The organism is Denitratisoma sp., assembly GCA_032027165.1.
In the GTDB taxonomy this organism is placed as follows: Bacteria; Pseudomonadota; Gammaproteobacteria; order Burkholderiales; family Rhodocyclaceae; genus Desulfobacillus.
Window position 1 is genome coordinate 1,896,840 of the sequence record JAVSMO010000001.1, and the last position, 23,369, is coordinate 1,920,208.

The 23,369-nt window shown below is 69.0% G+C and carries 21 protein-coding genes; 12 read left to right on the forward strand and 9 right to left on the reverse strand.

Translation table 11 applies throughout. The annotated features are described in order from the left end of the window. The first annotated feature begins 44 nt into the window (after positions 1-44). From ROZ00_09325 to ROZ00_09360, 8 genes are all read left to right on the forward strand, one after another. Entirely contained in the window at positions 45-344 is a 300-nt protein-coding gene (locus tag ROZ00_09325) for a hypothetical protein (protein ID MDT3736413.1), read from the forward strand. Positions 345-439: 95 nt separating this feature from the next. Next, positions 440-682 carry a hypothetical protein gene (locus ROZ00_09330; GenBank protein MDT3736414.1) on the forward strand — a complete coding sequence of 81 codons (243 nt, stop codon included), beginning with the start codon at positions 440-442 and terminating at the stop codon, positions 680-682. Between the two features lie 117 nt (positions 683-799). Continuing rightward, entirely contained in the window at positions 800-1,543 is a 744-nt protein-coding gene (locus tag ROZ00_09335) for a metallophosphoesterase family protein (protein MDT3736415.1), read from the forward strand. Further along, the gene (locus tag ROZ00_09340) at positions 1,519-2,949 is read left to right on the forward strand and encodes a bifunctional serine/threonine-protein kinase/universal stress protein (protein ID MDT3736416.1); all 1,431 of its coding nucleotides are present in this window, start codon (positions 1,519-1,521) and stop codon (positions 2,947-2,949) included. The genes ROZ00_09335 and ROZ00_09340 overlap by 25 nt, the downstream gene beginning before the upstream one ends. 276 nt (positions 2,950-3,225) lie before the next feature. After that, on the forward strand, positions 3,226-4,908 hold the full coding sequence (locus ROZ00_09345; protein ID MDT3736417.1) for a putative sulfate exporter family transporter: 1,683 nt from the start codon (positions 3,226-3,228) through the stop codon (positions 4,906-4,908). A gap of 11 nt (positions 4,909-4,919) precedes the next feature. After that, positions 4,920-5,054, forward strand: coding sequence for a hypothetical protein (locus tag ROZ00_09350; protein ID MDT3736418.1), 135 nt, complete (start codon positions 4,920-4,922; stop codon positions 5,052-5,054). Continuing rightward, positions 5,051-5,575 (forward strand): universal stress protein, encoded by a 525-nt coding sequence (locus ROZ00_09355; GenBank protein ID MDT3736419.1) that lies wholly within the window; start codon positions 5,051-5,053, stop codon positions 5,573-5,575. Before ROZ00_09350 ends, ROZ00_09355 begins: the two co-directional genes overlap by 4 nt. Next, a complete protein-coding gene (locus ROZ00_09360; GenBank protein ID MDT3736420.1) occupies positions 5,575-6,156 on the forward strand; it encodes a hypothetical protein in 582 nt (193 codons plus the stop codon). The genes ROZ00_09355 and ROZ00_09360 overlap by 1 nt, the downstream gene beginning before the upstream one ends. Here ROZ00_09360 and ROZ00_09365 read toward each other — a convergent pair. Next, positions 6,150-7,349 (reverse strand): MFS transporter, encoded by a 1,200-nt coding sequence (locus tag ROZ00_09365; protein MDT3736421.1) that lies wholly within the window; start codon positions 7,347-7,349, stop codon positions 6,150-6,152. The two genes, ROZ00_09360 and ROZ00_09365, sit on opposite strands and share 7 nt — an antisense overlap. A gap of 57 nt (positions 7,350-7,406) precedes the next feature. Between ROZ00_09365 and chrA the strand changes: the two genes are divergently transcribed. The 4 genes from chrA (at position 7,407) to ROZ00_09385 (ending at position 12,067) form a co-directional block, all read left to right on the forward strand. Further along, positions 7,407-8,771, forward strand: coding sequence for a chromate efflux transporter (gene chrA, locus ROZ00_09370; GenBank protein ID MDT3736422.1), 1,365 nt, complete (start codon positions 7,407-7,409; stop codon positions 8,769-8,771). A 22-nt stretch (positions 8,772-8,793) separates the two neighbouring features. Next, positions 8,794-9,402 (forward strand): hypothetical protein, encoded by a 609-nt coding sequence (locus ROZ00_09375; GenBank protein MDT3736423.1) that lies wholly within the window; start codon positions 8,794-8,796, stop codon positions 9,400-9,402. Positions 9,403-9,528: 126 nt separating this feature from the next. Next, positions 9,529-10,266, forward strand: coding sequence for a transporter substrate-binding domain-containing protein (locus ROZ00_09380; GenBank protein MDT3736424.1), 738 nt, complete (start codon positions 9,529-9,531; stop codon positions 10,264-10,266). 10 nt (positions 10,267-10,276) lie between these two features. After that, a complete protein-coding gene (locus ROZ00_09385) occupies positions 10,277-12,067 on the forward strand; it encodes an ATP-binding protein (GenBank protein ID MDT3736425.1) in 1,791 nt (596 codons plus the stop codon). Position 12,068: 1 nt separating this feature from the next. On the opposite strand, the gene ROZ00_09390 is transcribed toward ROZ00_09385, so the two are convergent. The 8 genes from ROZ00_09390 to ROZ00_09425 all read right to left on the reverse strand — a co-directional run bounded on the left by ROZ00_09390 (position 12,069) and on the right by ROZ00_09425 (position 23,348). Continuing rightward, positions 12,069-12,563: an NADH-quinone oxidoreductase subunit B family protein gene (locus ROZ00_09390; GenBank protein MDT3736426.1), complete on the reverse strand. Its 495-nt coding sequence runs from the start codon at positions 12,561-12,563 to the stop codon at positions 12,069-12,071. Between the two features lie 5 nt (positions 12,564-12,568). Next, a complete protein-coding gene (locus ROZ00_09395; protein ID MDT3736427.1) occupies positions 12,569-14,128 on the reverse strand; it encodes an NADH-quinone oxidoreductase subunit C in 1,560 nt (519 codons plus the stop codon). Beyond that, complete coding sequence (locus ROZ00_09400; GenBank protein MDT3736428.1) at positions 14,125-15,576, reverse strand: hydrogenase 4 subunit F; 1,452 nt, start codon at positions 15,574-15,576, stop codon at positions 14,125-14,127. The genes ROZ00_09395 and ROZ00_09400 overlap by 4 nt, the downstream gene beginning before the upstream one ends. Before the next feature lie 7 nt (positions 15,577-15,583). Continuing rightward, a complete protein-coding gene (locus ROZ00_09405; GenBank protein ID MDT3736429.1) occupies positions 15,584-16,252 on the reverse strand; it encodes a formate hydrogenlyase in 669 nt (222 codons plus the stop codon). Next, the gene (locus ROZ00_09410; protein MDT3736430.1) at positions 16,249-17,202 is read right to left on the reverse strand and encodes an NADH-quinone oxidoreductase subunit H; all 954 of its coding nucleotides are present in this window, start codon (positions 17,200-17,202) and stop codon (positions 16,249-16,251) included. Before ROZ00_09410 ends, ROZ00_09405 begins: the two co-directional genes overlap by 4 nt. Continuing rightward, the gene (gene hyfB / locus ROZ00_09415) at positions 17,199-19,208 is read right to left on the reverse strand and encodes a hydrogenase 4 subunit B (GenBank protein MDT3736431.1); all 2,010 of its coding nucleotides are present in this window, start codon (positions 19,206-19,208) and stop codon (positions 17,199-17,201) included. Before hyfB ends, ROZ00_09410 begins: the two co-directional genes overlap by 4 nt. Positions 19,209-19,277: 69 nt before the next feature. Continuing rightward, on the reverse strand, positions 19,278-21,386 hold the full coding sequence (locus ROZ00_09420; protein ID MDT3736432.1) for a SulP family inorganic anion transporter: 2,109 nt from the start codon (positions 21,384-21,386) through the stop codon (positions 19,278-19,280). A 6-nt stretch (positions 21,387-21,392) separates the two neighbouring features. Continuing rightward, positions 21,393-23,348: an SLC13 family permease gene (locus ROZ00_09425; GenBank protein MDT3736433.1), complete on the reverse strand. Its 1,956-nt coding sequence runs from the start codon at positions 23,346-23,348 to the stop codon at positions 21,393-21,395. Between the last annotated feature and the right edge of the window lie 21 nt (positions 23,349-23,369).

Below are 23,369 nucleotides of genomic sequence, written 5' to 3' on the forward strand. Positions count from 1 at the left end.
GAAGGCCATGAACCCGCCCGAAACTTCGATATCCAGGAGCGGACATGGCCGGCAAAACCGATTTTCCCCCCGTAGAACGGCGCCACAACCACAGGCTGCGCGATCTGTTCGAGGAAGCCTACGAGCGGGTCCTGCCCTGCCTCGACCCGCGCCAGGCCTGGGGCCGGGTGCCGCTGGAGCACCTCGCCTTCCGCATGCTGCGCGAAGCATACCCCGACTTGCCGCCACAGGAGGTCCATCTGCTGGTGTGCGCCTCGGTGCGCGTCTACCGCCAGCGCATGCGGGACCAGGCCGGGCATCTGCCGCAGCCGGAGGAAATCCGCATGCCGCAGGCCGCCGTGTAGGAAAGATTCCTACAAGCGATTTATCTGCCGACCTATTCAGGCTTCAAGTTATTTGTCGTTAAATCAGGCAAACACAGCAATAAAAGGAATGGCTCATGAATAACGAACGACGCAAGAACCTCAAATTGCGGGCACTTTTCGACGAGGCCTACAACCGGATCGAGCCCTGCTATGAAACCCGGCCGCCGCAGGGCCTGCCGGTCGAGTGGGTGGTCTTCCGCACGGCGCGGGCCGCCTATCCGCAGCTGACGACCCTGGACCTGTTCCAGCTCGTCATGGCCTCCTCCCGCGTGTATCGGAACCGGCAGTCCAGCGCGCCCGGCAACCTGGCCTTCTGAACCCGCAACGACTCCTCACCCGCCCAAAATCCCCTCCTGGGCGGCTCCAAGCCGGCGTCTGACGCCGGCTTGTTTTTTGGCATCGACGCGACCGGGGCGGTCAGGCATGATCCGTCCATGCGCACCGCCCTGCTGGCCGACGTCCACAGCAACCTCGAGGCCCTGCAGGCCTGCCTGGACCACGCGCGCCGGGAAGGTACGGACCGGTTCGCCTTCCTCGGCGACCTGGTCGGCTACGGCGCCGACCCGCTGGCCTGCCTCGACATCGTCGCCGGCCTGGTCGGCGCGGGCGCCCTGGCCGTGGCCGGCAACCATGACACGGCCTGCCTCGGCGGCCACCTCGACGCCATGAGCCTTCCCGCCCGGGATGCCATTTACTGGACGCGCGAACGGCTCGACCCGCGCCAGCGGGATTTCCTCTCCGGCCTGCCGCTGACCGTGGCCGAGGACGACCGCCTGTATGCGCATGCCAGCGCCGACCGGCCGGAAGCATGGACTTACATCACCGGCGCGCGGGAGGCCGCGCAGGCGCTCGACGCAACCGCGGCGCGCATCGTCTTCGTCGGCCACGTGCATCACCCCCAGCTGTATTTCACCACCCCCGGCGGCGCGCTTCGGGCCTTCACGCCGGTGCCGGGCGTGGCCATGCCGCTCAGCGACTTCCGCCGCTGGCTGGTCATCGTCGGCTCCGCCGGCCAGCCGCGCGACGGCAATCCGGCCGCCTGCTACGCCCTCCACGATTCGGCCGCCGGCACGCTCACCCATTACCGCGTGCCTTATGATGCCCGGGCGGCGGCGAACAGGATTCTCGAGGCCGGACTGCCGGAGCGACTGGCATGGCGACTGATCAGGGGGGAATAGGCGAGCGCCGGCTTCCGCCGGGGGCGGAGGTGGGCGCTTTCCGCATCGTGGACCTGCTGCACGAGGGCGGCATGGCCCTGCTCTATGCGGTCGAGGCCAGCGGCGAAGATCCCCCGCCCTTCCCGCTCGTCATGAAGATCCCGAGGCTGGCTTTCGGCAGCCATCCCGGCTGCCTGGTCGGCTTCGAGGTGGAGCTGATGATCCTCGGCCGGCTGGCGGGACCGCACGTGCCGCGGCTCGTCGCCAGCGGCCGCGTCGACGGCGCGCCCTGGCTGGCCATGGAACGCATCGGCGGCGGCAGCCTGACGCAGGCCGCCGCGCGCGCGCCGCTCGACCCGGCGGAAGTCGTCCGCCTGACGGGAACCGTCGCCGCGGCCGTGCACGACCTGCACCGCCAGAACGTCATCCACCACGACCTCAAGCCGGAGAACGTGCTGTTCCGGGAGGACGGCAGTGCCGTGCTGGTGGACTTCGGCCTCGCCCGCCATGGCGAACTGCCCGACCTCGTCGAGGAGGAATTCCATCTGCCGGCCGGCACCGGCGCCGCCATCTCGCCGGAGCAGCTCGCCGGCATCCGCAACGATCCGCGCAGCGACCTGTTCGCCCTCGGCGTGCTCGCCTACCGCCTGGCGACGGGCGCGCTGCCCTTCGGCGCGCCGACCACGCGCGGCGGCATGCGGCGGCGGCTGTACGTCGAACCCGTGCCGCCGCGCGCGCTGCGCCCCGGACTGCCGCCCTGGCTGCAGGAAATCATCCTGCGCTGCCTGGAGATTCGCCCGGAGGCGCGCTACGCCACCGCCGCGCAACTGCTGCATGACCTCGCCCACCCCGGACAGGTGCCGCTGACGGCGCGCGCCGCCCGACTGCGGCGCGCCGGACCCATCGCCGCGGCGCAACGCTGGCTGCAGGCCCTGCGTGAGCCGGCGCCGGTCGCCGCGACGCCGGCCCGGCATCTCGCCCATGCGCCCCACGTGATGGCCGCGATAGACCTGGCCGACCGCCGCGAGCCCCTCGCCGAGGCGATGCGCGCCGCACTGCGGCGTTCGCTGATCGCCGAACCGGACCTGCGCATCACCCTCATCGCCGTGCTGGCGCCGCAGCCCTTCGGCGAGGAATCGGCGCCCGAGATCGATCACGCCCGGCAGACGTCCGCCCTGGTCGAGTTGCGCCACTGGGCGCACCCCCTCGGCCTGCCCGCCGACAAGCTGCGCGTCCATCTGGCCGAAAGCGCCGATCCGGCCGCTACCCTGCTCGACTACGCTGCGGCGCACCATGTCGACCGCATCGTGGTCGGTGCGCGCGGCCACTCTGCCCTGCGCCGCTACCTCGGCAGCGTCTCGGCCAGGGTGGTGGCCGAAGCGCCCTGCAGCGTGAGCGTCGTCAGGCCGCCGGAAAATAATCCATAGAATTTTTACATCTATTTATTCAATTGATGAAGTTGTAGTGCGCACCGCCTCGCTGTAGAAATGCACATCCAACAATAAGAACAAGGTTGCATAACCAACGAGGAGGCGCAGCGTCATGAGCAATTCGTGTCGTTCGATTTCGTTTCTTCCCCTTCCCCCCGCACGCAAGGCCACCCCGCCGCCCACCGGTTGCTAGCGCAACGCGCATGCCAACAAATACAACGCGCCGCTGCCGGGTGCGTCCTTGAAGAAAAATGAAATGAGAGGAGGGAAGGCATGGTTTACACACACAAATCGCCGGCACTGCTGATCATCGGCATCGTCATGCTGCTGTGGGGCTGGCTCAACAACACCGGCGCCGTCGACGGCCTGCAGGCCTGGCTGCACCCCGGCGTATACAAGGAGCACAAGCAGGCCGTCGACAAGCATCAGGCTGCGGAAAAGGCCGCCGCCGACAAGGCCGCGGCCGAAGGCAAGCCGGCCCCCGAAGCCAAGGCCATGAAGCCGGGCAAATTCGACGCACTGAAGGCAGGCCAGGCGCAGTTCGCCTTCATCTTCGGCGGCATCTTCGGCGTCATCGGCCTGCTCATCCTGCTCGTGAAGCCGAAGGAAGGCCACCTCGACTACTACATCTCGATCTTCCCCGGCATGGCCTTCATCCTGTCCATCGCCTTCGTCGTGCGCTGGGGCCTCGACCCGATGTTCGCCAACTGGGGCAAGGCGGCCCTGCCGACGCTGGGCTGGGATTTCGCCAAGATCCTCAACCTCAACTACGTCGTGCTGGGCATCGTCATCGGCATGATCGTGGTGAACGTCTTCCGCATCCCGGGCTGGGCCGCCAACGGCGTGCGCACGGCGCGCTTCTTCCTGAAGACCGGCGTGGTGCTGCTCGGCACGCTGTACAGCGCGGCGGAGCTGGCGCAGCTCGGCGCCCTCTCGGTGGTGATGATCGGCGTCTTCGTGCTGGGTTCCGTCTGGCTGGTGCTGCTGGCCGGCCCGCGCATGGGCGCCAGCAACTCGATGACCGGCGTGCTCTCCTCCGGCGTCGGCGTCTGCGGCGTCTCGGCGGCGGTGGCGGCCTCGCCGGTGGTGAACGCCAAGGCGGTGGACATCGCCTTCACGCTGGGCACCATCCTGCTGTGGGGCGTGCTGTGCATGTTCATCTTCCCGACCATCGGCCACCTGCTCGGCATGGGCCCGGTGCAGTTCGGCGCCTGGGCCGGCACCGGCATCCTCAATTCGGCGCAGGTGGCGGGCGCGGCGCTGGCCTTCGACCCGCACGGCATCCAGACGCTGAAGGTGGCGGAGATCTTCAACATCACCCGCGTGCTGTTCCTGCCGATCATCGTCGTCTGGCTCGCCGCCTGGTACGTCAAGCGCGAAGCCGGCGCGCAGAAGATCGACCTCAGCCAGGTGCTGATCGCCAAGTTCCCGGTCTTCGTGCTCGGCTTCCTCGGCCTGTTCATCCTTTCGACGATGGGCGTGTTCGCGCCGGCCGGCCATTACCAGGGCAAGTACTTCTCCAGCACGGAAATCAAGGAGGACAAGCTGCTCAAGGAGAAGGACCTCGCCGCGCTGCAGGCGGCGCTGCCCAAGGTGACGGCGCCGGAGGACAACAAAGCCCTGCAGGACCTGATCGCCAACAGGAAGCTGGCCACCCGCGAGCAGGATGTCCTGCTGCGCGGCGTCGCCAAGATGGAAGGCCTCGACAAGGGCGCCAAGGACGCGCTCGGCAATGCCCACAAGGCCGCCTGGCACGACTCGAAGATCATCAAGGCCTACCGCGACTGGATCGCCTGGCTGTTTGCCTTCGGCCTCACCGGCCTCGGCATGCAGATCACCGTGGCCTCGATCAAGCAGGCCGGCGGCAAGCCGCTCATCATCGGCTCGGTGGTCGGCCTCATCAAGGCGATCGGCTCGCTGATCGTCGTCCTGCTGTTCGTGCGCGAATTCGTTTAAGGAGAACCGTCATGGCTGAAGAAGAGAAGAAGTTCGAGCGCGGCACCCAGCTGTCGATTTTCGTCAGCGACCGCTTCGAGGACGTCGGCGCCCTGATCGCCGCCTGCCTCATCGCCTTCGGCGTGCTGCTGTACATCGGCAAATGAGTGCATCGACTGACGCGGCCGTCGCCGGCATGGCGGCCGCCCGTTCCATGGCGACCGGCCTCGCGCCGCGCACCCTGCTCCTCGCCCACCATGGCACGCCCGGGGCGGAGCAGGCGGCGGCGCTGGCCCTGTCGCTGGCGGTGCCGGGTCACACCCGCATCGTCTCACTGTATGTCGTGCCGGACTTCTGGGACGGCATGCAGGGCGACGACTGGCTCAACAACGCGTGGACGCGCGACGCCTTCGGCCGCCACGTCGAAGGCCAGCTGGAAGCCGATGCGCGCGAGCAGCTTCACAGCGTGGCCGAGCGCTGCGCGGCGCAGGGCATCGAGTGCGTGCCGCGGCTCGCCTACGGCAAGCCCGCCGAGTGCCTGCTCGCCGCGGCGCGCGAATGCGATGCCGACCTGGTGGTGATCGGGCCGCCGCGGCAGAAGGGCGCGCCCGGACTGCGCTCGCGCATGGACCTGGACCGGCTCGGCCGCGGCCTCGCCGTGCCGTTCATGGTGGCGACCGCGCGTTGATGGCGGAACCGGCCGCGGCGGAGAACGCCGCCTGGGTCGACATCGAACTGCCGCTCGCGCCGCAACAGGCGCTCGGCTACGCGCGCAACGTCGAGCGCCTGCTGCGCCTGAACCCCTACCTTGAAATAAGCCGCTTCGAGCGCGCCGCCGACGGGTGCTACCGCCTCGAAGGGCTCAACGAAATGAACGGCCTCGCCGTCTCCTGCGGACTGACTTTTCGGGAGGAAGGCGCGAACGGCTTCCGCCTCGACTACGACAGCGGCCTCAAGCTCGCCACGCAAGTGGCGGTGGCGCCGCACGCGGCCGGCGCACTGCTGACGATCCGCGAAAGCTACCGCCAGCCGGAGAACGCGGCAGCGCTTGCCCAGGTCGACCGCAGCCTGACGCCCTGGGGCATGGCCCTCCGCCGGCACCTGCTCGGCCTGGCGCGCTGGAACCGCCTGCCGGGCTACCGCTGGTGGCGCGAGCGGGTCTGGCTGGGCATGAAACCGCGTGAGCGGCGCATCGCCCGCCTGATCGTCTGGGCGACGCTGTTCGAGTTCGTGCTCTTCGTCGCCGCCATCTGGGCATTTCTTTACTGATCCCGTTCCTCCGGCGGCTTGAGCTTGCGGAAGGCGCGCCACAGCAGCAGGTCGTAGGCGATCTTCATGCCGGCGCCGATGAACAGCGGTGCGCCGAGCGACGCCGCCTGCATCAGCCAGCCGGCGAACGAAGGCGCCACCGCCCAGCCGCCCACCCGCACCAGATGCGTCACGCCCGAAGCGTAGGTGCGCTCCTCCGGCCCGACCACCGCCATCACGTAGGACTGGCGCGTCGGCACGTCCATTTCCACCAGGCCCTCGCGCAGCAGGAAGAGGATCGCCGCCACCCAGAAGTTCGGCGCGAAGGCCACCGAGGCGAGCAGCACGCTCGACGGGATGTGGGTGAACACCATGGTGTTCACCAGTCCGATGCGCGCCGCCAGCCAGGCCGCGCCGAGATGCGAGAGGGCGTTGAGCACGCGTGCGGCGAAGAACAGGCCGCCGATCAGCGCGGCGGAAACGGCGAAGCGCTCGAAGAAGAAATAGGAGAGCAGCGCCGAGCCGAGGAAGCCGCCGGCAATCGAATCGACGGCGAACAGCGCGGAGATCTTCCAGACGATCTTCTTGCTCTCGGGCGACACCGGCCGGAGCGCTTCGGCGGCGCCGCTCTCCGCCGCCGCCGACAACTTCAGCGCCAGCGGCGCACCGGCGGCGAGCAGCAGCGCGTAGAGCAGGAACATGGCGCGATGCGCCTGCGTCTCGTCGATACCCGCGGCAGCGAGCAGCGCCGGCGCCGCGGCCAGCAAGGCGCCGAGCGCGTGGCCGATGTCGGTGAGCAGGTTGTAGCGGGCGAAGGCGCCGGTGCGTCCCGCATCGTCCGTCGTCGCCGGCAGGATGGCCTGCTCCAGCACCAGCGCCGCGCCGCGGTCGCGGCCCATGCCGTTGAGCGTGCCGACGAAGGCCGCCGCGGCCATCGCCAGAGGGCCGGACACCAGCGCCGCGCCGAGGCCGCCTGCGGCCCCCAGCAGCGACAGCCAGAGCAGGCAGCGCCGCCGCCCGAGGCGGTCGCCCGCCCAGGTGACCACCACCAGCGCCAGCGTCGCGCCGATCAGTCCTGCCGAGAGCACGGCGCCGATGGCGGCTGCGGAAAAGCCGAGCCGCGCCAAAGTCAGTCCCAGCAGCACGCCGGCCATGCCGGTGGCGAGGGCGCGCAGGAATGCCGTGATGAAAATTATTTGCCGGTCGGAAAGCATGCCGTCTCCACCCCCTGCGCTACACTGCCCTCATCCCGTTGCCCGCGACAGCCTCGAATGGAACCGCCCGACGCAAGCCATCGCGCACCTGCCCCCATCTCCTTCGGCGAAGCCTTCCGCTACTGGCTCAAGCTCGGCTTCATCAGCTTCGGCGGGCCGGCCGGGCAGATCGCCATGATGCACCAGGAACTGGTCGAACGCCGCCGCTGGATCTCCGAGCGGCGCTTCCTGCACGCCCTCAACTACTGCATGCTGCTGCCGGGCCCCGAGGCGACGCAGCTCGCCGTCTACATCGGCTGGCTGATGCACCGCACCTGGGGCGGCCTCGTCGCCGGCGCGCTGTTCGTGCTGCCTTCGGTGTTCATGCTGATCGCCCTTACGTGGATCTACCTTGCCTTCGGCGACGTGCCGGCGGTGGCCGGCATCCTCTACGGCATCAAGCCGGCGGTCACCGCCATTGTCGTCTTCGCCGCCTGGCGCATCGGTTCGCGCGCGCTGAGGAACGGCCTGCTGTGGGCAATGGCGGCGGCGGCCTTCGTCGCCATCTTCACCTTCAACGTGCCCTTCCCCGCCATCGTGCTGGCGGCGGCCATCCTCGGCTACCTCGGCGGCCAGCTGGCGCCGGCGAAGTTCGCCGCCGGCGGCGGCCACGGCGCGACGGGAAAATCCTGCGGCGCGGCGCTGATCGACGACGATACCCCGCCGCCGCCGTGGGCGCGCTTTTCCTGGGCCCGCTTCGGCACCTTCTGCGCCGTCGGCGCGATCATCTGGGCACTCGCCATGGCCCTGCTCGCGGCGCAGGGCGGCTGGCACGGCACCTTCGCGCAGATGGGCTGGTTCTTCACCAAGGCGGCGCTGCTCACCTTCGGCGGCGCCTACGCCGTGCTGCCCTATGTCTATCAGGGCGGCGTCGAGACCTACGGCTGGCTCACCGGCCCGCAGATGATCGACGGCCTGGCACTCGGCGAGACGACGCCGGGTCCGCTCATCATGGTGGTGGCCTTCGTCGGCTTCGTCGGCGGCTGGACCAAACAGGCGTTCGGGCCGGAGGCGCTGGCGCTGGCCGGCGTCGCCGGCGGCTTCGTCGCCGCCTTCTTCACCTTCCTGCCCTCGTTCCTCTTCATCCTGGTCGGCGGCCCGCTGGTGGAGGCCACCCACGGCGACATCAAGTTCACCGCGCCGCTCACCGGCATCACCGCCGCGGTGGTCGGCGTGATCGTCAACCTGGCGGTGTTCTTCGCCTGGCACGTGCTGTGGCCGCAGGCGAGCGCCGCGGCGCCCTTCGCCGGCGGCTTCGAGTGGCCGGCGGCGCTGATCGGGCTGGCCGCCGCCCTCGCCCTGTTCCGTTTCAGGATCGGCATCATGCCGGTGATCGGCGCCTGCGCGGCGGCGGGCCTGGCTTTCTCTCAGGCGACTGCCTGAACGGCCGCGGATGGGCAAGGCGATGCGAAACCAACTGAGCCTTCTGGCGGCATGGGCCTGCCTGGCTGTCCCATTGCCGGCCGCGGCGCAACAGGCGCCCATTCCGCCCTCGTCGGTTGTCCGTTTCAACATCCTCTGTGCCACCTGCCACGAAGGCGAATGCAGCTCGCGCCTGAGTTTCCGGCTCGACCCCGGCGCCACGGACAGCCACATCCGCCGCTATACCGGCGACATCACGCTGCAGACCGCCCGCGAGCTCAACGCGCTGCTCGAGCACATGAAGCTCGAGTGCGGCTATTACGCCATCGACCTGCCTTCGCCGAAGGACGGCCGCTGGAAGGCGGAGCTGCTGCAGCAGCTGCATGCGGCGGAAGAAAAGGCTTATTTCATACCGCTCGGCAAGCTGGAGGCCGGCAGGTACCGCTTCACCCTCACCTTCGAGCACGATGCCCTGGTCACCATCCAACTGATTTCGGCAAGATTCGATATCGCCGAACAACCCGCGGTCAGGACGCAGGAAGGCAAGGCACTGGTGGTTCTGGAAGCGGACAAGCCCGGCGACTACTATCTGCGCCTGCGCACCGAACAACCGGCGCGCCTGCAGGCGCTGGACAAGGAACGCCTCCCATAGCGTTTAGCGCGCCCCGGGGCTTGTCCCTATTCGCTTTATGGTTCAATATCTTCAGAAACATGCCGTGAACCCGCATGAGAAGCGCGATTCCGCCAGGAATCACGCCCTTTGGGGAGAACGGCAATAGTGGAACGTCTGACGTCTTTTCTTGTCCTGGCCGGCCTGCTGCTCGCGCTCACCGCGCGGGCCGAGGCCGGCGGCGCGCTGGTGCTCAACACCGGCGTGCGCGCGCCCTATACCCAGTCCGACCGCAGCGGCTTCCTCGACCGCCTGGTGGCGGAGCTTTTCCGCCGCATCGGCCTGCAGGCCGAGGTGCAGGTTTACGAGGCCTCGGAACGGGCCATGCAGAACGCCGACGCCGGCATCGACGACGGCATGGCGATGCGCATCAAGGGGCTCGAGAAGCAGTACCCGAACCTGGTCCGCGTGCCCGAGAAGGTCATCGACAACGACTTCGTCGCCTACAGCCGCCGGCACGCCTTCCCGACGCGGAACTGGGAAGCCCTGGCGCCCTACCACGTCGCCCACATCATCGGCTGGAAGGTGTTCGAGAAGAATCTGGGAAACCGCGGGGAAATCACCCGTGTGCGCAACGCGGAGCAGCTCTTCGATCTGCTGCGCCAGGACCGCGCCGACGTCATCCTCTACGAGCGCTGGCAGGGCCTGTGGTGGGCGCGCGAGCTGGCCCTCGACGCCCGTCTGCTCGAGCCGCCGCTCGCCAGCCAGGAGATGTTCATCTACCTGCACCGCAAGCATGCGCCGCTGGTCGGCAAGCTGGCGGCGGCGCTGGCCGCCATGAAGCAGGACGGCAGCTACAAGCGCATCTTCGACGACACCCTGGCGCCCCTGTCGGCGCGCCGCTAGTCCACCCGGCATGCTGCGCGATCTGCCCCAGGTCATCTCCCACACGCTGGCGCGCCGGCTGATCCTGTGGACCATCCTCTTCAGCGGCTCGATCGCGCTGGTCATCACGGTCCTGCAACTGACGTGGGAGTACCGCGACGACCTGCGCGAGGTCGAGGAGCGCTTCGAGCAGATCGAGCGGAGCCTCCTGCCCGGCATCGTCGAGGCGGTGTGGGTCTCCGACCGCAGGCAGCTCGCCATCCTCCTCGACGGCATCAAGCAGCGCCGCGACTTCAGCCATGCCGAGGTGGTCGTCGACGGCCAGGTGCTGGCCTCGACGGGCCAGGCAAAGACGGAGGCGCGCATGACCCGGCGCTGGCCCCTCGAGTACGACTACCGCGGCCGCCGCCAGGCCATCGGCGAGCTGGTCGTGGACGCCGACCTGGAAGTCACCCGCGCGCGCTTCGTCGAGCGCGCCGTCTTCATCGTCGGCGCCAACGTCGCCAAGACGGCGCTGGTCGCCCTCTTCATGTTCCTGCTGGTGCACCGCCTCGTCACCCGCCACCTCGAGGACTTCGCCCGCCATGTCGGCCAGGCCTCCTTCGAGAACCTCAACACCCCGGTGGTGCTCGAGCGCAGGCCGCCGCCGCGCCCGGACGAGCTCGACGCCCTGGTGGCGGCCTACAACAATCTGCGCGAGAACCTGACGGACTCCTACAACCGCATCCGCCCGCTTTTTCACGCAGTCGAGCAGAGCCCGGTGTCGATCTTCGTCACCGACACCGAGGCGAGAATCCAGTACGCCAACCGCCACTTCACCCGGGTGACGGGCTACCGGCCGGAGGAGGTTGTCGGCAAGAAACCGAGCCTGTTCAAATCGGGCCAGACGCCCCCGGCGGTCTACAAGGACATGTGGCAGACCATCACCGGCGGCGGCATCTGGAGCGGCCGGCTCTACAACCGCAAGAAGGACGGCACGCTCTACTGGGAGAACACGACGATCGCCGGCATCGTCGACGAGCACGGCCGAATCGCCAATTACGTCGCCATCAAGGAAGACATCACCGAGCGCGTCGAGACCGAGCGCAGCATCCGAGAGCTCAACGAATCGCTGGAGCGCCGCGTCGCCGAACGCACCGCCGCGCTGGAGCGGGCCAACAAGGAACTGGAGTCCTTCTCGAGCACCGTCTCGCACGACCTGCGCGCGCCGCTGCGCGCCATCAACGGCTTCGCGCGGCTGCTGCTGGAAAACGAGCGAGGGCGCCTGTCCGAGGAAGGCCAGGGCATGCTCGACCGCATCGTCGCCAACAGCAGCAAGCTCGGCGCGCTCATCGAGGAAATCCTCGAGTACAGCCGCGCCGCGCAGAAGCCGCTGCATCGCGCGCCGGTCGACCTGGGCAAGCTGGCCCGCGGCATCGCAGAAGAGATGGCCGGCGACCATCCGGCCGCCCGCGTCGACGTCGCGGCCCTGCCGCTGGTCGAGGGCGATGCGACCATGCTGCACCAGGTCCTGCAGAACCTGGTCGGCAACGCCCTCAAGTTCTCCGCCGGACGCAGCGCGCCGTGCGTGGAGGTGGGTTGCCGCCGCGAGGGGGATGAAGACGTCTTCTTCGTGCGCGACAACGGCGCCGGCTTCGACATGCGCTACGCCGACAAACTGTTCGGCATGTTCCAGCGCATGCACAGCGAAAGTCAGTTCCCGGGCACCGGCGTCGGCCTGGCCATCGTCAAGCGCCTGATCGAGCGGCACGGCGGCCGCATCTGGGCGGAGTCGGCGCCGGACGCCGGCGCCACCTTCCATTTCACGATCCCGAGGGGATGAGTCAGCGGCGGACTGCCGCCAGGATGCCGGCGAGCAGCGCCACCGGCGTCGGCGGGCAGCCGGGCACGCGCACGTCCACCGGGATGACCTTCTCCACGGCGCCGCAGCTGGCGTAGCTCTCGCCGAAGACGCCCCCCGTGCAGCCGCAGTCGCCCACCGCCACCACCAGCTTCGGGTCCGGCGTGCAGTCGTAGGCCACTTTCAGCGCGTGCTCCATGTTCTTCGTCACCGGGCCGGTGACCAGCAGCATGTCGGCGTGGCGCGGACTGGCGACGAACTTGATGCCGTAGCCTTCGAGGTTGGTGTAGGGATTGTTGAGGGCGTGGATCTCCAGCTCGCAGCCGTTGCAGGAGCCGGCGTCGACCTGGCGGATGGTCAGCGCGCGGCCGAGGATGCGCAGGATCTCCCGGTTCAGGCGCGCGACCTCGCGCGCTTCCGCGCCGGTTCCGGGCGGCGGCTCGGTGACGATGCCGGTGCGCAGGATGCGCCTGAGCATGGGGATCACAGGTCGGCTCCGCTGTATGAGAGGTTGAACGACTTGTTGATGAGCGGGAAGTCGGGAACGATGTCGCGCATCACCGCATGCTCCAGCGCCGGCCAGGCCTGCCAGGACGGATCGTGCGGGTGCACGCGGGCCAGCCGGCCCTCGCCGTCCAGCGCCACGCCGACCAGCACCTCGCCGCGCCAGCCTTCGATCACGCCGAGGCCGTCGCCCCCGGGCGCCGGCGGCACTTCGACGCACACTTCGCTGTCGGGCAGGCCGGCGGCGAGCTCGCGCAGCAGGCGCAGCGATTCGACGATCTCCGCGAAGCGCACCGCGGCCCGCGCCGCCACGTCGCCGCGCTCGTCCGTGGCCGGACGCACGCCCAGCATCGCCCACGGCGGCGGCGGCGTGTAGCCCTGCCGGTGGGCGCGGGCATCGAGGATCAGTCCGGTGGCGCGCGCCGCAACGCCGGTGAGCGACAGTTCGCGCGCCAGCTCGGCATCGATGGCGCCGGTGGTGAGGAAGCGGTCCTGCAGGCCGGCGTGTTCGTCGTAGATTTTCCCGAGCGCCTTCACCTCGCGCCCGATGGCTTCGCATTGCTCGGCGATGGCGCGCAAGGCGGGCGCCTCCAGGTCGAGCGCCGTGCCGCCGGGCACGATGCGGTCCATCATGAAACGATGGCCGAAGAGCGCGGCGTTCAGGCGCAGCCAGTCCTCCTTCAGGCGCATGAACTGGGAAAAGCCGAAGGCCAGGGCGGCGTCGTTGCCGAGCGCGCCGAGGTCGCCGAGGTGGTTGGCGACGCGTTCGCGCTCCAGCATCAGCGCGCGCAGGCCGAGCGCGCGCGGCGGCGGGCTGGCGCCGCAGGCGGCCTCGACGGCCGAGGCATAGGCCCAGGCATAGGCGCAGGTGGAATCGCCGGAAATGCGGCCGGCGAGCCGCGCGCCCTCGGCGAGATTCTTCCCGATGAACAGCTTCTCGACGCCCTTGTGCTGGTAGCCGAGGCGCTGCTCGAGGCGCAGCACGCGTTCGCCGATCACCGAGAAGCGGAAGTGGCCCGGCTCGATGATGCCGGCGTGGATCGGCCCGACGGGAATCTCGTGGGCGCCCTCGCCGCCGACCTGGACGAATTCGTAGTCGCTGGGCGCATTGGGGAAGCCCTCCCCCTCGCCCGCGTCGTGGCGCAGCGGGAACCAGTCCGCCGGCCAGGCGCCGTGGCGCAGCCAGGGCCTTTGGTCGCCGCCCGCCGTGGCGATGCCGACGAGGTCGCGCGTCGCCCGCTGCATGCGGTTGGCGGCGGGGAAGATGCCGGCCAGGTCGGGGTACACGGGATTCTCCGCCGGCAGGTCGAGGCTGAGCCAGGCATGGCCGGCGCTGAAGCCGAACACGCAATGCACACGGAAGCACCCGCTGCGCCGGCGCTCGTCGCTGCCCCAGAGCGCAGCCAGGCGGCCGTCGGCACGGTGGACGGCGACGGCGAAGGCCTGCAGCGCCTCGCCGCTGCCGGCGCGCCCGAGCCAGACCGGGCTGCCGATGCCCGGCTGCTTCTCGAATTCGATGGGCTCGCCGAGGAATCTCATCCGAGCATCCTCGCCGCCTCGTGGAACCAGCGCGTGAGATAAGGCGGAATCCACAGGCCGATCATCAGCACCAGGGCCAGGTGCACGAACACCGGCGTGATGGCCGGCGCATGCGGCAGGCGCTTGACGTGGGTCTCGCCGAAGACCATCGGCTGCACCTTGCCGAAGATCGAGGCGAAGGCGACGCCGAGGGCGAGCAGCAGGATCGGCGTCGCCCACGGGTGGTGCTTCATGGCGTGGGTGAGGATCATGAACTCGCTGGCGAAGACGCCGAAGGGCGGCATGCCGAGGATGGCCAGCGTGCCGAGCATGAGGCCCCAGCCGATCACCGGGTTGATCTTGATGAGGCCGCGGATGTCCTCCATCACCTGGGTACCGCACTTCTGCGCGGCATGGCCGACGGCGAAGAAGATCGCCGACTTGGTCAGCGAATGCATGGTCATGTGCAGCAGGCCGGCGAAGTTCGCCACCGCCCCGCCCATGCCGAAGGCGAAGGTGATGAGGCCCATGTGCTCGATGGACGAGTAGGCGAACATGCGCTTGATGTCCTTCTGCCGCGACAGGAAGAAGGCCGCCACCACCAGCGTGAGCAGGCCGAAGCCCATCATCAGGTTGCCGGCGAAGCCGGTCGGGATGGCGCCGTCGGCGAGCACCTTGACGCGCAGGATGGCGTAGAGGGCGACGTTGAGCAGCAGGCCGGAGAGCACCGCCGAAACCGGCGTCGGGCCCTCGGCGTGTGCGTCGGGCAGCCAGTTGTGCAGCGGCGCGAGGCCGACCTTGGTGCCGTAGCCGACCAGCAGGAAGATGAAGGCCAGCGCCATGATGGTCGGTTCGAGCTGGCCCTTGACGTCGACGAGGTGGGTCCACAACAGGGCCTGGCCGGTCTCGCCGAGCACGCGCTCGGCGGCGAAGTAGAGCAGGATGGTGCCGAACAGGGCCTGGGCGATGCCGACGCCGCAGAGGATGAAGTATTTCCACGCCGCTTCGAGGCTGGCCGGCGTGCGGTAGAGCGAGACCAGCAGCACGGTGGTCAGCGTCGCCGCCTCCATCGCCACCCAGAGGATGCCGAGGTTGTTGGTGGTGAGCGCCGCCAGCATGGTGAACATGAACAGCTGGAACATGCTCTTGTAGAGGCGCAGGCGCGGCGCGGTGAGCCGGCCGTGCTCGCGCTCGTTCCTCATGTAGGGGCCGGAGAAGATGCTGGTGGTGAGGCCGACGAAGGCGGTCAGCGCGACCAGGAAGACGTTGAGCGAGTCGATGAAAAACATCTCGCCGAAGGCCATGCGCGGGCCGATGGCGACGATCTCGGCGGTGAGCAGCACCGAAGCGAGGAAGGTGCCGAGGCTGGCGATGACGTTGAGGTTGGGCGCCCAGCTGCGCTCGCCCGCCACCGCGAGCAGCAGGCCGCTGACGAGGGGGATGGCGAGGGTCAGGGTGAAGAAGTCCATGGCCTGTTCAGCGTTCCTTGAGATTCTCGAGGTGGCGGATGTCGAGGCTGTCGAACTGGTCGCGGATCTGGAAGAAGAACACGCCGAGGATGATGACCCCGATCAGCACGTCGAGGGCGATGCCCAGCTCGACCACCATCGGCATGCCGTAGGTGGCGCTGGTGGCGGCGAGGAAGAGGCCGTTCTCCATGGCAAGGAAGCCGACCACCTGGGGGATCGCCTTGGTGCGGACGATCATCATCAGGAAGGCCAGCATGACGCTGGCCAGCGCGATGCCGAGGGTGCCGCGGCTGATGGTGCTCGAAAGCTGCGAGATCGGCAGGGCGACGTTGAAGGCGATGATCACCAGGGCGATGCCCGCCAGCATGGTCGTCGGCACGTTGATGAGGCCCTCGACGTCGGCCTTCACCTGCAGCTTGCGCACCAGACGGTGCAGGATCAGGGGCAGCAGGACGGCCTTCAGCACCAGGGTCAGGGCGGCCGAGCCGTAGAGGTGGGCCTGTCCGGTGGTGAAGGCGACCACCAGGGTGGACAGGCACAGCGTCAGCCCCTGCAGGGCGAAGAGATTGATGAGCGGCAGGACGCGCCGCTGCGCCAGCATGGCGAAGGCCAGCAGCAGGACCACCGCGGCGAACAGGTTGATGAGCTGGGCGGAGAGCGGCACGGTCGCGTTCATGACTGGCTCTCCAGCAACAGGCGGACAAGCAGCCCCAGCACGGCGAAAAGGAAGGCGGTGCCGAGGAACTCGGGGGCGCGGAAGATGCGCACCTTGGCATTGATGGTCTCGATGACGGCCAGCAGCATCCCGCCGATGGCGAGCTTGCCCACCAGAACCGGGATCGCCAGCAGCAGGCCGGCGACGCTGGCGCCCTCGGCGATGCCCCAGGGAAAGAACAGCGCCAGGCCGAGGCAGGAATAGGCGTAGAGCTTGAGGCTGGCCGCCCACTCGATCAGTGCCAGGTGGCGTCCCGAGTACTCGAGGACCATCGCCTCGTGGATCATGGTCAGCTCGAGGTGCGTCGCCGGATTGTCCACCGGCACGCGCGCGTTCTCGGCGAAGGAGACGAAGGTGAAGGCGATGCCGGCGAAGGCCAGGCTCGGATAGATGATGAAGTCGCGGTGGGCCAGGGTCTCGACGATGGTGGCCACCGAGGTCGACTGGGAGATCATCGCCGTGGTGAAGATCACCATCAGCAGGGCCGGCTCGGCGAGGAAGCCGACCAGCATCTCGCGCCGGCCGCCGAGCGTGCCGAAGCTGGTGCCGACGTCCATCGCCGCCAGCGCGATGAAGATGCGCGCCAGGCCGAAGACGCCGACCAGCGCGATGGTGTCGGCGGCGGGTGCGAAGGGCAGGTCGGTCGACAACGTCGGAATGATGGCGCAGGCCAGCACCATGCAGCCGAACACCACGAAGGGCGCAAAGCGGAACAGGGGGGAGGCGCCGTGCGCCAGCACCACGTCCTTGAGGAACAGCTTGTGCAGCATGTAGTAGGGCTGCAGCAGCGGCGGCGCCGAGCGGTTCTGCAGCCAGGCACGGCACTGGTTCACCCAGCCGGTGAGCAGCGGCGCCAGCAGCAGCGCGAGCGCGATGGCGAACAGCTGCCCCAGGAATCCGAAGACGTTCATGGCCGCGCCACCAGCAGCAGGACGATCAGCGTGAGGAAGCTGTAGAGCAGGTAGATGGCGATGCGCCCTCCCTGCAGCCGGATGATCAGCCGCGACACCCCCTCGACGAGGCGCGCCAGCGGCAGGTAGAGCCAGTGCCAGAAGTGGTCCTCCACCTTGACGCTGTAATACGGCTTCTCGTCGCGCAGCGTCGGGAAATGCCGCTCCATGCGGAACATCGGCTCGAAGATGCGGCGGATCGGCTGGCTGAAGCCCTCGGCCGTGTCCTGCGCACGGGGCCCCTGGAAGACGTAGCCGCAGTCCCAGGCCGGCGAGCGGCGCAGGCGGCCGTGGTAGAGGCGGTGCACCAGCTGGCGGCCGAGCAGCACCGCCGCCGCGATCACGGCGAGGAATACCAGCGGGGCATAGCTCGCCCGGTCGGGGGAAATCGGCGCCAGCAGCCACCAGCCGTGCTCGCGCACCTTGTCGGCGAGTCCGGTGCCGAGCAGCTGCCGTGTGGCGGCATCGATGACGGAAATCACGGCGGTCGGCAGCACGCCGAGTGCCAGGGTCAGGCCGGCCAGCCAGAGCAGGCCGGCGCGCTCCCACGGACCGGCGTCGTGGGCGTCCTTGAGCGCCTCCTCGCGCATCTGGCCGAGGAAGACGATGCCGTAGAACTTGACCATGGCGAAGCCGGCCAGCGCCGCCACCAGCGCCACCACCGCGGCGGCCACCGGCACCACCATGTTGAGCCAGGGATGCGGCAGGCCGGGCGAGAAGAGGAAGCTCTGCAGCAGCAGCCACTCCGAGACGAAGCCCGACAGCGGCGGCAACCCGGCGCTGGCGATGACGCCGGCGAGCGCCAGCCAGGCCACCCAGGGCATGCGGTGGATGAGGCCGCCCAGCTTGCCGAGGCTGCGCTCCTTCGTCGCGTGCAGCACCGAGCCGGTGCACAGGAACAGCAGGCTCTTGAAGCCGGCGTGCGCCAGGCAGTGGTAGAGCAGCGCCGTCATCGACAGCGCCGCCAGCGCCTCCATGCGGTAGGCGTGGAAGATCAAAGTCAGTCCCAGCGCCACGGCGAGCAGGCCGATGTTCTCGATCGAGGAATAGGCGAGCAGGCGCTTCATGTCGCTCTGCACCGTGCTGTAGAGCACGCCGAAGACGGCGGTGACGAGGCCGATGCTCATCGCCACCACGCCCCACCACCAGAGCGGCTCGCCGAGGAGGTCGAAGGAGACGCGCAGCAGGCCGTAGATGGCGGTCTTCAGCATCACGCCGCTCATCATCGCCGACACCGGCGAAGGCGCCGCGGGATGCGCCTCGGGCAGCCAGACGTGCACCGGCAGCAGGCCGGCCTTGGCGCCGAAGCCGGCGAACGCCAGCAGGAAGGCCGCCGAGGCCCAGAACGGCGACAGCGCCTGCGCGCGCATGCCGGCGAAGCTGTAGTCGCCGCTGCCGGCGGTCATGACGCCGAAGGAGAGCAGGATGGCGATGGCGCCGACGTGGGCGATCAGCAGGTAGAGGTAGCCGGCGCGGCGGATCTCGGCGTGGCGGTGGTCGGTAGTGACGAGGAAGAACGAGGACAGCGCCATGCCCTCCCAGGCCACCATGAAGGCATAGGCGTCGTCGGCCAGCAGCACCAGCAGCATGCTGGCGAGGAAGAAGTGGTACTGCAGGCAGAGCAGGCCCGGCGCGGCGCCCTCGCCTTTCCTGAAGTAGCCGGCGGCGAAGACCGAGATGCCGGCGGCGGCGAAGCCGAGCAGCAGGACGAAGACGGCGGCGAGATTGTCGAGGCGCAGGTGGAAGGGCAGGTCGGGCAGGCCGATCGCCAGCACGGCGACTTCCGGCCCGGCGCCGAGAAAACGCAGGGAAGTCAGTCCGGCCAGCACGCCGGCCGCGGCACCGAGCGGGAACAGGATCTTGCTGATGAAATACAGGTTGCGCGGCGCCGCCAGCCCGGCCAGCCCGATCGCCAGCCAGGCGCAGGCGGCAATGAGCAGGACGTCGATGGGGAGCAGATCTGGCATGGCGACGGCAGCTATCTTAGCAAATGCCCGGCTGCCGAGGGCGGCAAAGCCGCATGCGCCATGACTTCGTCATTTCTGCGGCAGCAGGCAGAAGGCGCCCTCGATGCCCTGCGATGCGATTTCGGCGCTGATCGCCTCCAGCGCCCGGTCGGCGGTGATGTGGAAATTGCGCTCGCCGATCGCCTCGTGCAGGCCGGTGGCGCGCATCACGTCGAGCACCTGCTTCTTCAGGCCCGAGAACAGCATCGTCACGCCGTTGCTGCGCAGCCGCTCGACCAGGTGGCGCACGACTTCCTCGCCGGAGGCGTCGAGCTCGTTGATGCCCTCGCCCACCACCAGCAGCCAGCGCGCCTTCGGATTGGCGGCGACGGCCTCGAGGATGGCATCCTCGAAGAAGGCGACGTTGGCGAAATACAGGCGCCCGTCGAAGCGCACCGCGGTGACGACCTCGGAGGCCGGCAGCCTGTGCAGCTTCGCGTCGCGCAGCGTGCCGTCCGGGTGGCGGCCGAGGATGGCGACGCGCGGCGTCATGGTGCGGTAGAGGTAGAGCCCGATCGCCAGGCCGGCGCCGACGAGGATGCCGCTGTCGAGGTGGGGCGCTGCGGCCAGCGTGGCGACGAAGGTGACGATGGCGGCAATGCCGTCGTGGCGGCTGGCCTGCCAGGCGTGCCCGATCGCGGCGAAGTTCACCAGGCCGATCACCGCCATGATGATCACCGCCGCCAGCACCGCCTGCGGCAGGTGGTAGAGCAGCGGCGTCAGGAACAGCAGCGTGAGCAGGACGAACAGCCCGGTGATCACCGACGACATGCCGGTGACGGCGCCGGCATTGATGTTCACGGCTGAGCGCGAGAACGAGCCGGAGACGGGGAAGGCCTGGGTCAGCGCGCCGACGACATTCGACAGGCCCTGCCCGATCAGCTCCTGGTTCGGGTCGATCTTCTGCTTGGTGCGCGCCGCGATGGCCTTGGCGATGGAGATCGCCTCCATGAAGCCGACCAGCGAGATGACGATGGCGGCCGAGAGCAGGCTGCCGATCATGTCCCAGGAAATCTTCGGCATGCCGACGGAGGGCAGCCCTTCCGGCACCGTGCCCACCACCTCGCCGCCGCCGACCAGCCGGAACTCGTCCGTGCCGGCGCGGGCGATGCGCCAGCGGCGGCCGTCGGACCGCTCGCCCGGCGGCACCCTGCCCTCGGCATACAGCCGGTCGGGCCTGCCGTCGGCTCCGGCCACTCGCTCGAAGACGATGCTGCGGATGGCGCGGTTGCGGCCTCGGTTCTCGTTCTCGCGGTCCTGCAGCTGCAGCTTGAGCAGTTCGATTTCGTAGTTCAGCGTCGCCGCCTCGTGGCCGAGTTCGCCGTGCTCCTTCCGCAGATTCTTCAACTGCGCCGATTTGGTGCCGATCAGGCCGCTCAGCTCGTCGATGCGCAGCGCGGTGCGGGCATGCTCGGCGAGCAGCGCCCGGGCTTCCGGGTCGGCGATGCTGTCGATCCGGCCCGTGGCGTTGCGCTCGAAGCCGATCGACCAGCTGACGACGGTGGTGAGCACCACCGCGATGAGCACGCCCGGCAGCTTCGGCGCCCACTTGCGCAGCGCCCACATGATGGCGATGGCGGCACTGCCCATGGCCAGCGTCGGCAGGTGCGTGTCGCCGGCCTGCAGGACCACGCCCCAGATGTCCTGGATGAAATGCTCGGAGCGGCCCATCGGCACGCCGATCAGCTTGTTGATCTGCGACAGCCCGATGATGATCGCCGCGGCATTGGTGAAGCCGACGATGACCGGATGGGAGAGGAAGTTCACCACCACGCCGAGCCTGAAGGCGCCGAGCGCCAGCTGGAACAGGCCGACCATCAGCGCCAGCATGATCGCCAGCGCGATGTACTGGGCGGAGCCCGGCGCGGCCAGCGGGGCGAGCGTGGAGGCCGTCAGCAGGGACACCACCGCCACCGGCCCGGTGCCGAGCTGGTTGGAGGAGCCCCACAGCGCCGCCACCATCACCGGCAGGAAGGCGGCGTAGAGGCCGTAGTAGGCCGGCATGCCGGCGAGCTGGGCGTAGGCCATCGACTGCGGCACCAGCACCAGCGCAACCGTGAGCCCGGCAACGAAGTCGGCGCGCAGCTTGTCGCCGCCGTAAGGCAGCCAGCGCAGGAAGGGGAAGAGGCGCGTGGGCACGCGCGGTCAGAACACGATGTTCAGCATGATCATCAGCACCGCGAGGAAAAGTATCGTCATGATGCCGCCGGCACGCATGAAGTCGGCGACGCGGTAGCCGGCCGGCCCCATGATGAGGGCGTTGACCTGGTGCGTCGGCAGGAAGAAGGAGTTGGAGGTCGCCAGCGCCACGGTCAGCGCGAATACCGCCGGGTTGGCGCCGGCGCCGATGGCGATGTTGACGGCCAGCGGCACCAGAAGCACGGTGGCGCCGACGTTGGACATCACCAGCGTGAAGCAGGTCGCCAGCACGGCGATGGCGAACTGCAGCACCCAGGTCGGCGTGCCGCCGAGCATCGACAGCGTCTGCTGCGCGATCCAGGCGGCGGTGCCGCTGGTCTCCACGGCCAGCCCGAGCGGGATCAGGCTCGCCAGCAGGAACACCGACTTCCAGCTCACCGCCTGGTAGGCCTCCTCGATGCGCAGCACGCCGGTGAGGATCATGCCGATGGCGCCGGTCATCAGGGCGATCGACAGGCGCACGTCGGTGAACAGGATCAGGAACAGGGCGACGGCGAAGAAGGCCAGCGCCGGCCGGACCTTGTGCGGCCGCAGCTCCTCGTGCGGATACTCGGTGGTGAGGACGACGAAGTTGCGGTTCGACTCGAGCCGCGCCAGCCCGTCCCAGGTGGTGTGCACGACGAGGGCGTCGCCCGCCTGCAGCGGCATGTCGCGGATGCCGTCGCCCTCGCGCAGGGTCTTGCCGGCGCGGTGCAGGGCCACCATGGCGAGGCCGTAGGTCTTGCGCAGCCAGACGTCGCGCGCGCTCTTGCCGATCAGCTCGGAGCCGGGCGGGATCACCACCTCGGCGAGGCCGGCCTTGGCGGCGGAGAGCGCCTCGGTGAACGTCAGCAGGTCGTCGCGCAGTTCGAGGCCGTTGGCGTCGACGAAGGCGCGCAGCCGCTCCGGCGCGCCGAGGATGCCGAGCACGGTGCCGGCGCCGATGCCGACCTCGCGCGACAGGCCGCCGGGGCCGACGCGCGTCTCTTCGCCCGTCTGCGCCGCGATCACGCGCAGGCGGCCGCTGCGCTCGATGTCGTCCAGCGTCTTGTCCACCAGCGGGCTGCCGGCCGGCACCACCGCCTCGAACAGGCCGTAGTCGAGGCCGTACAGCCGCTGGAAATATTCCATGGTGTTGGTGGCCTGGGTGATCGTCTCGTGCCCGCCGCCGGGCAGCACGAAGCGGCCGGCGAGGACGAAGTAGACGATGCCGCTTCCCAGCAGGGCGAGGCCGATCGGCGTCACGGTGAACAGCGACCAGGTCTGCATCTGGTGCTCGGCCGGCAGGGCCTTGTTGGAGGTGAGGATGAGGTCGTTCAGCAGGATCAGCGGGCTTGAGCCGACCATGGTGATGGTGCCGCCGAGGATGGCGCAGAAGCCCATCGGCATCAGCAAGCGCGACATCGGCAGGCCGGTGCGCGCCGAGATGCGGCTCACCACCGGCAGGAACAGTGCGGCGGCGCCGACGTTCTGCATGAAGCTGGAAATGAAGCCGACCGTGCCGGAGATGGCCGGGATGACGCGCGCCTCGGTGCGGCCGGCGACTTTCAGGATGGTGCCGGCCAGCCGGCCCATGAGGCCGGTCTTGTCGAGGCCGGCGCCGATGATCATGACGGCGATGATCGAGATGACGGCGTTGCTGGAGAAGCCGCGGAACAGTTCCGAGGACGGCACCAGCGGCTGCGCCAGGCCGAGCGCGCCGCTGAAGGCGCTGACCAGGCCCAGCAGCACCATGACGCTCACCGCCGCCACGTCGACGCCGACGACCTCGAAGGCGAAGAGATAGACGGTCAGCAGGAGGATGGCGAAGACGACGGCGATCTCCCGGCTCGGCACCACGGCGGCGACGCCGGCGGCGGCCAAGGCGAAGAGCACGGCAGCCACCACGGTCCTGGCCGGGCTCGAGGCGGATTTATCACTCATTTATTTGGGCTCGAAAGGTTG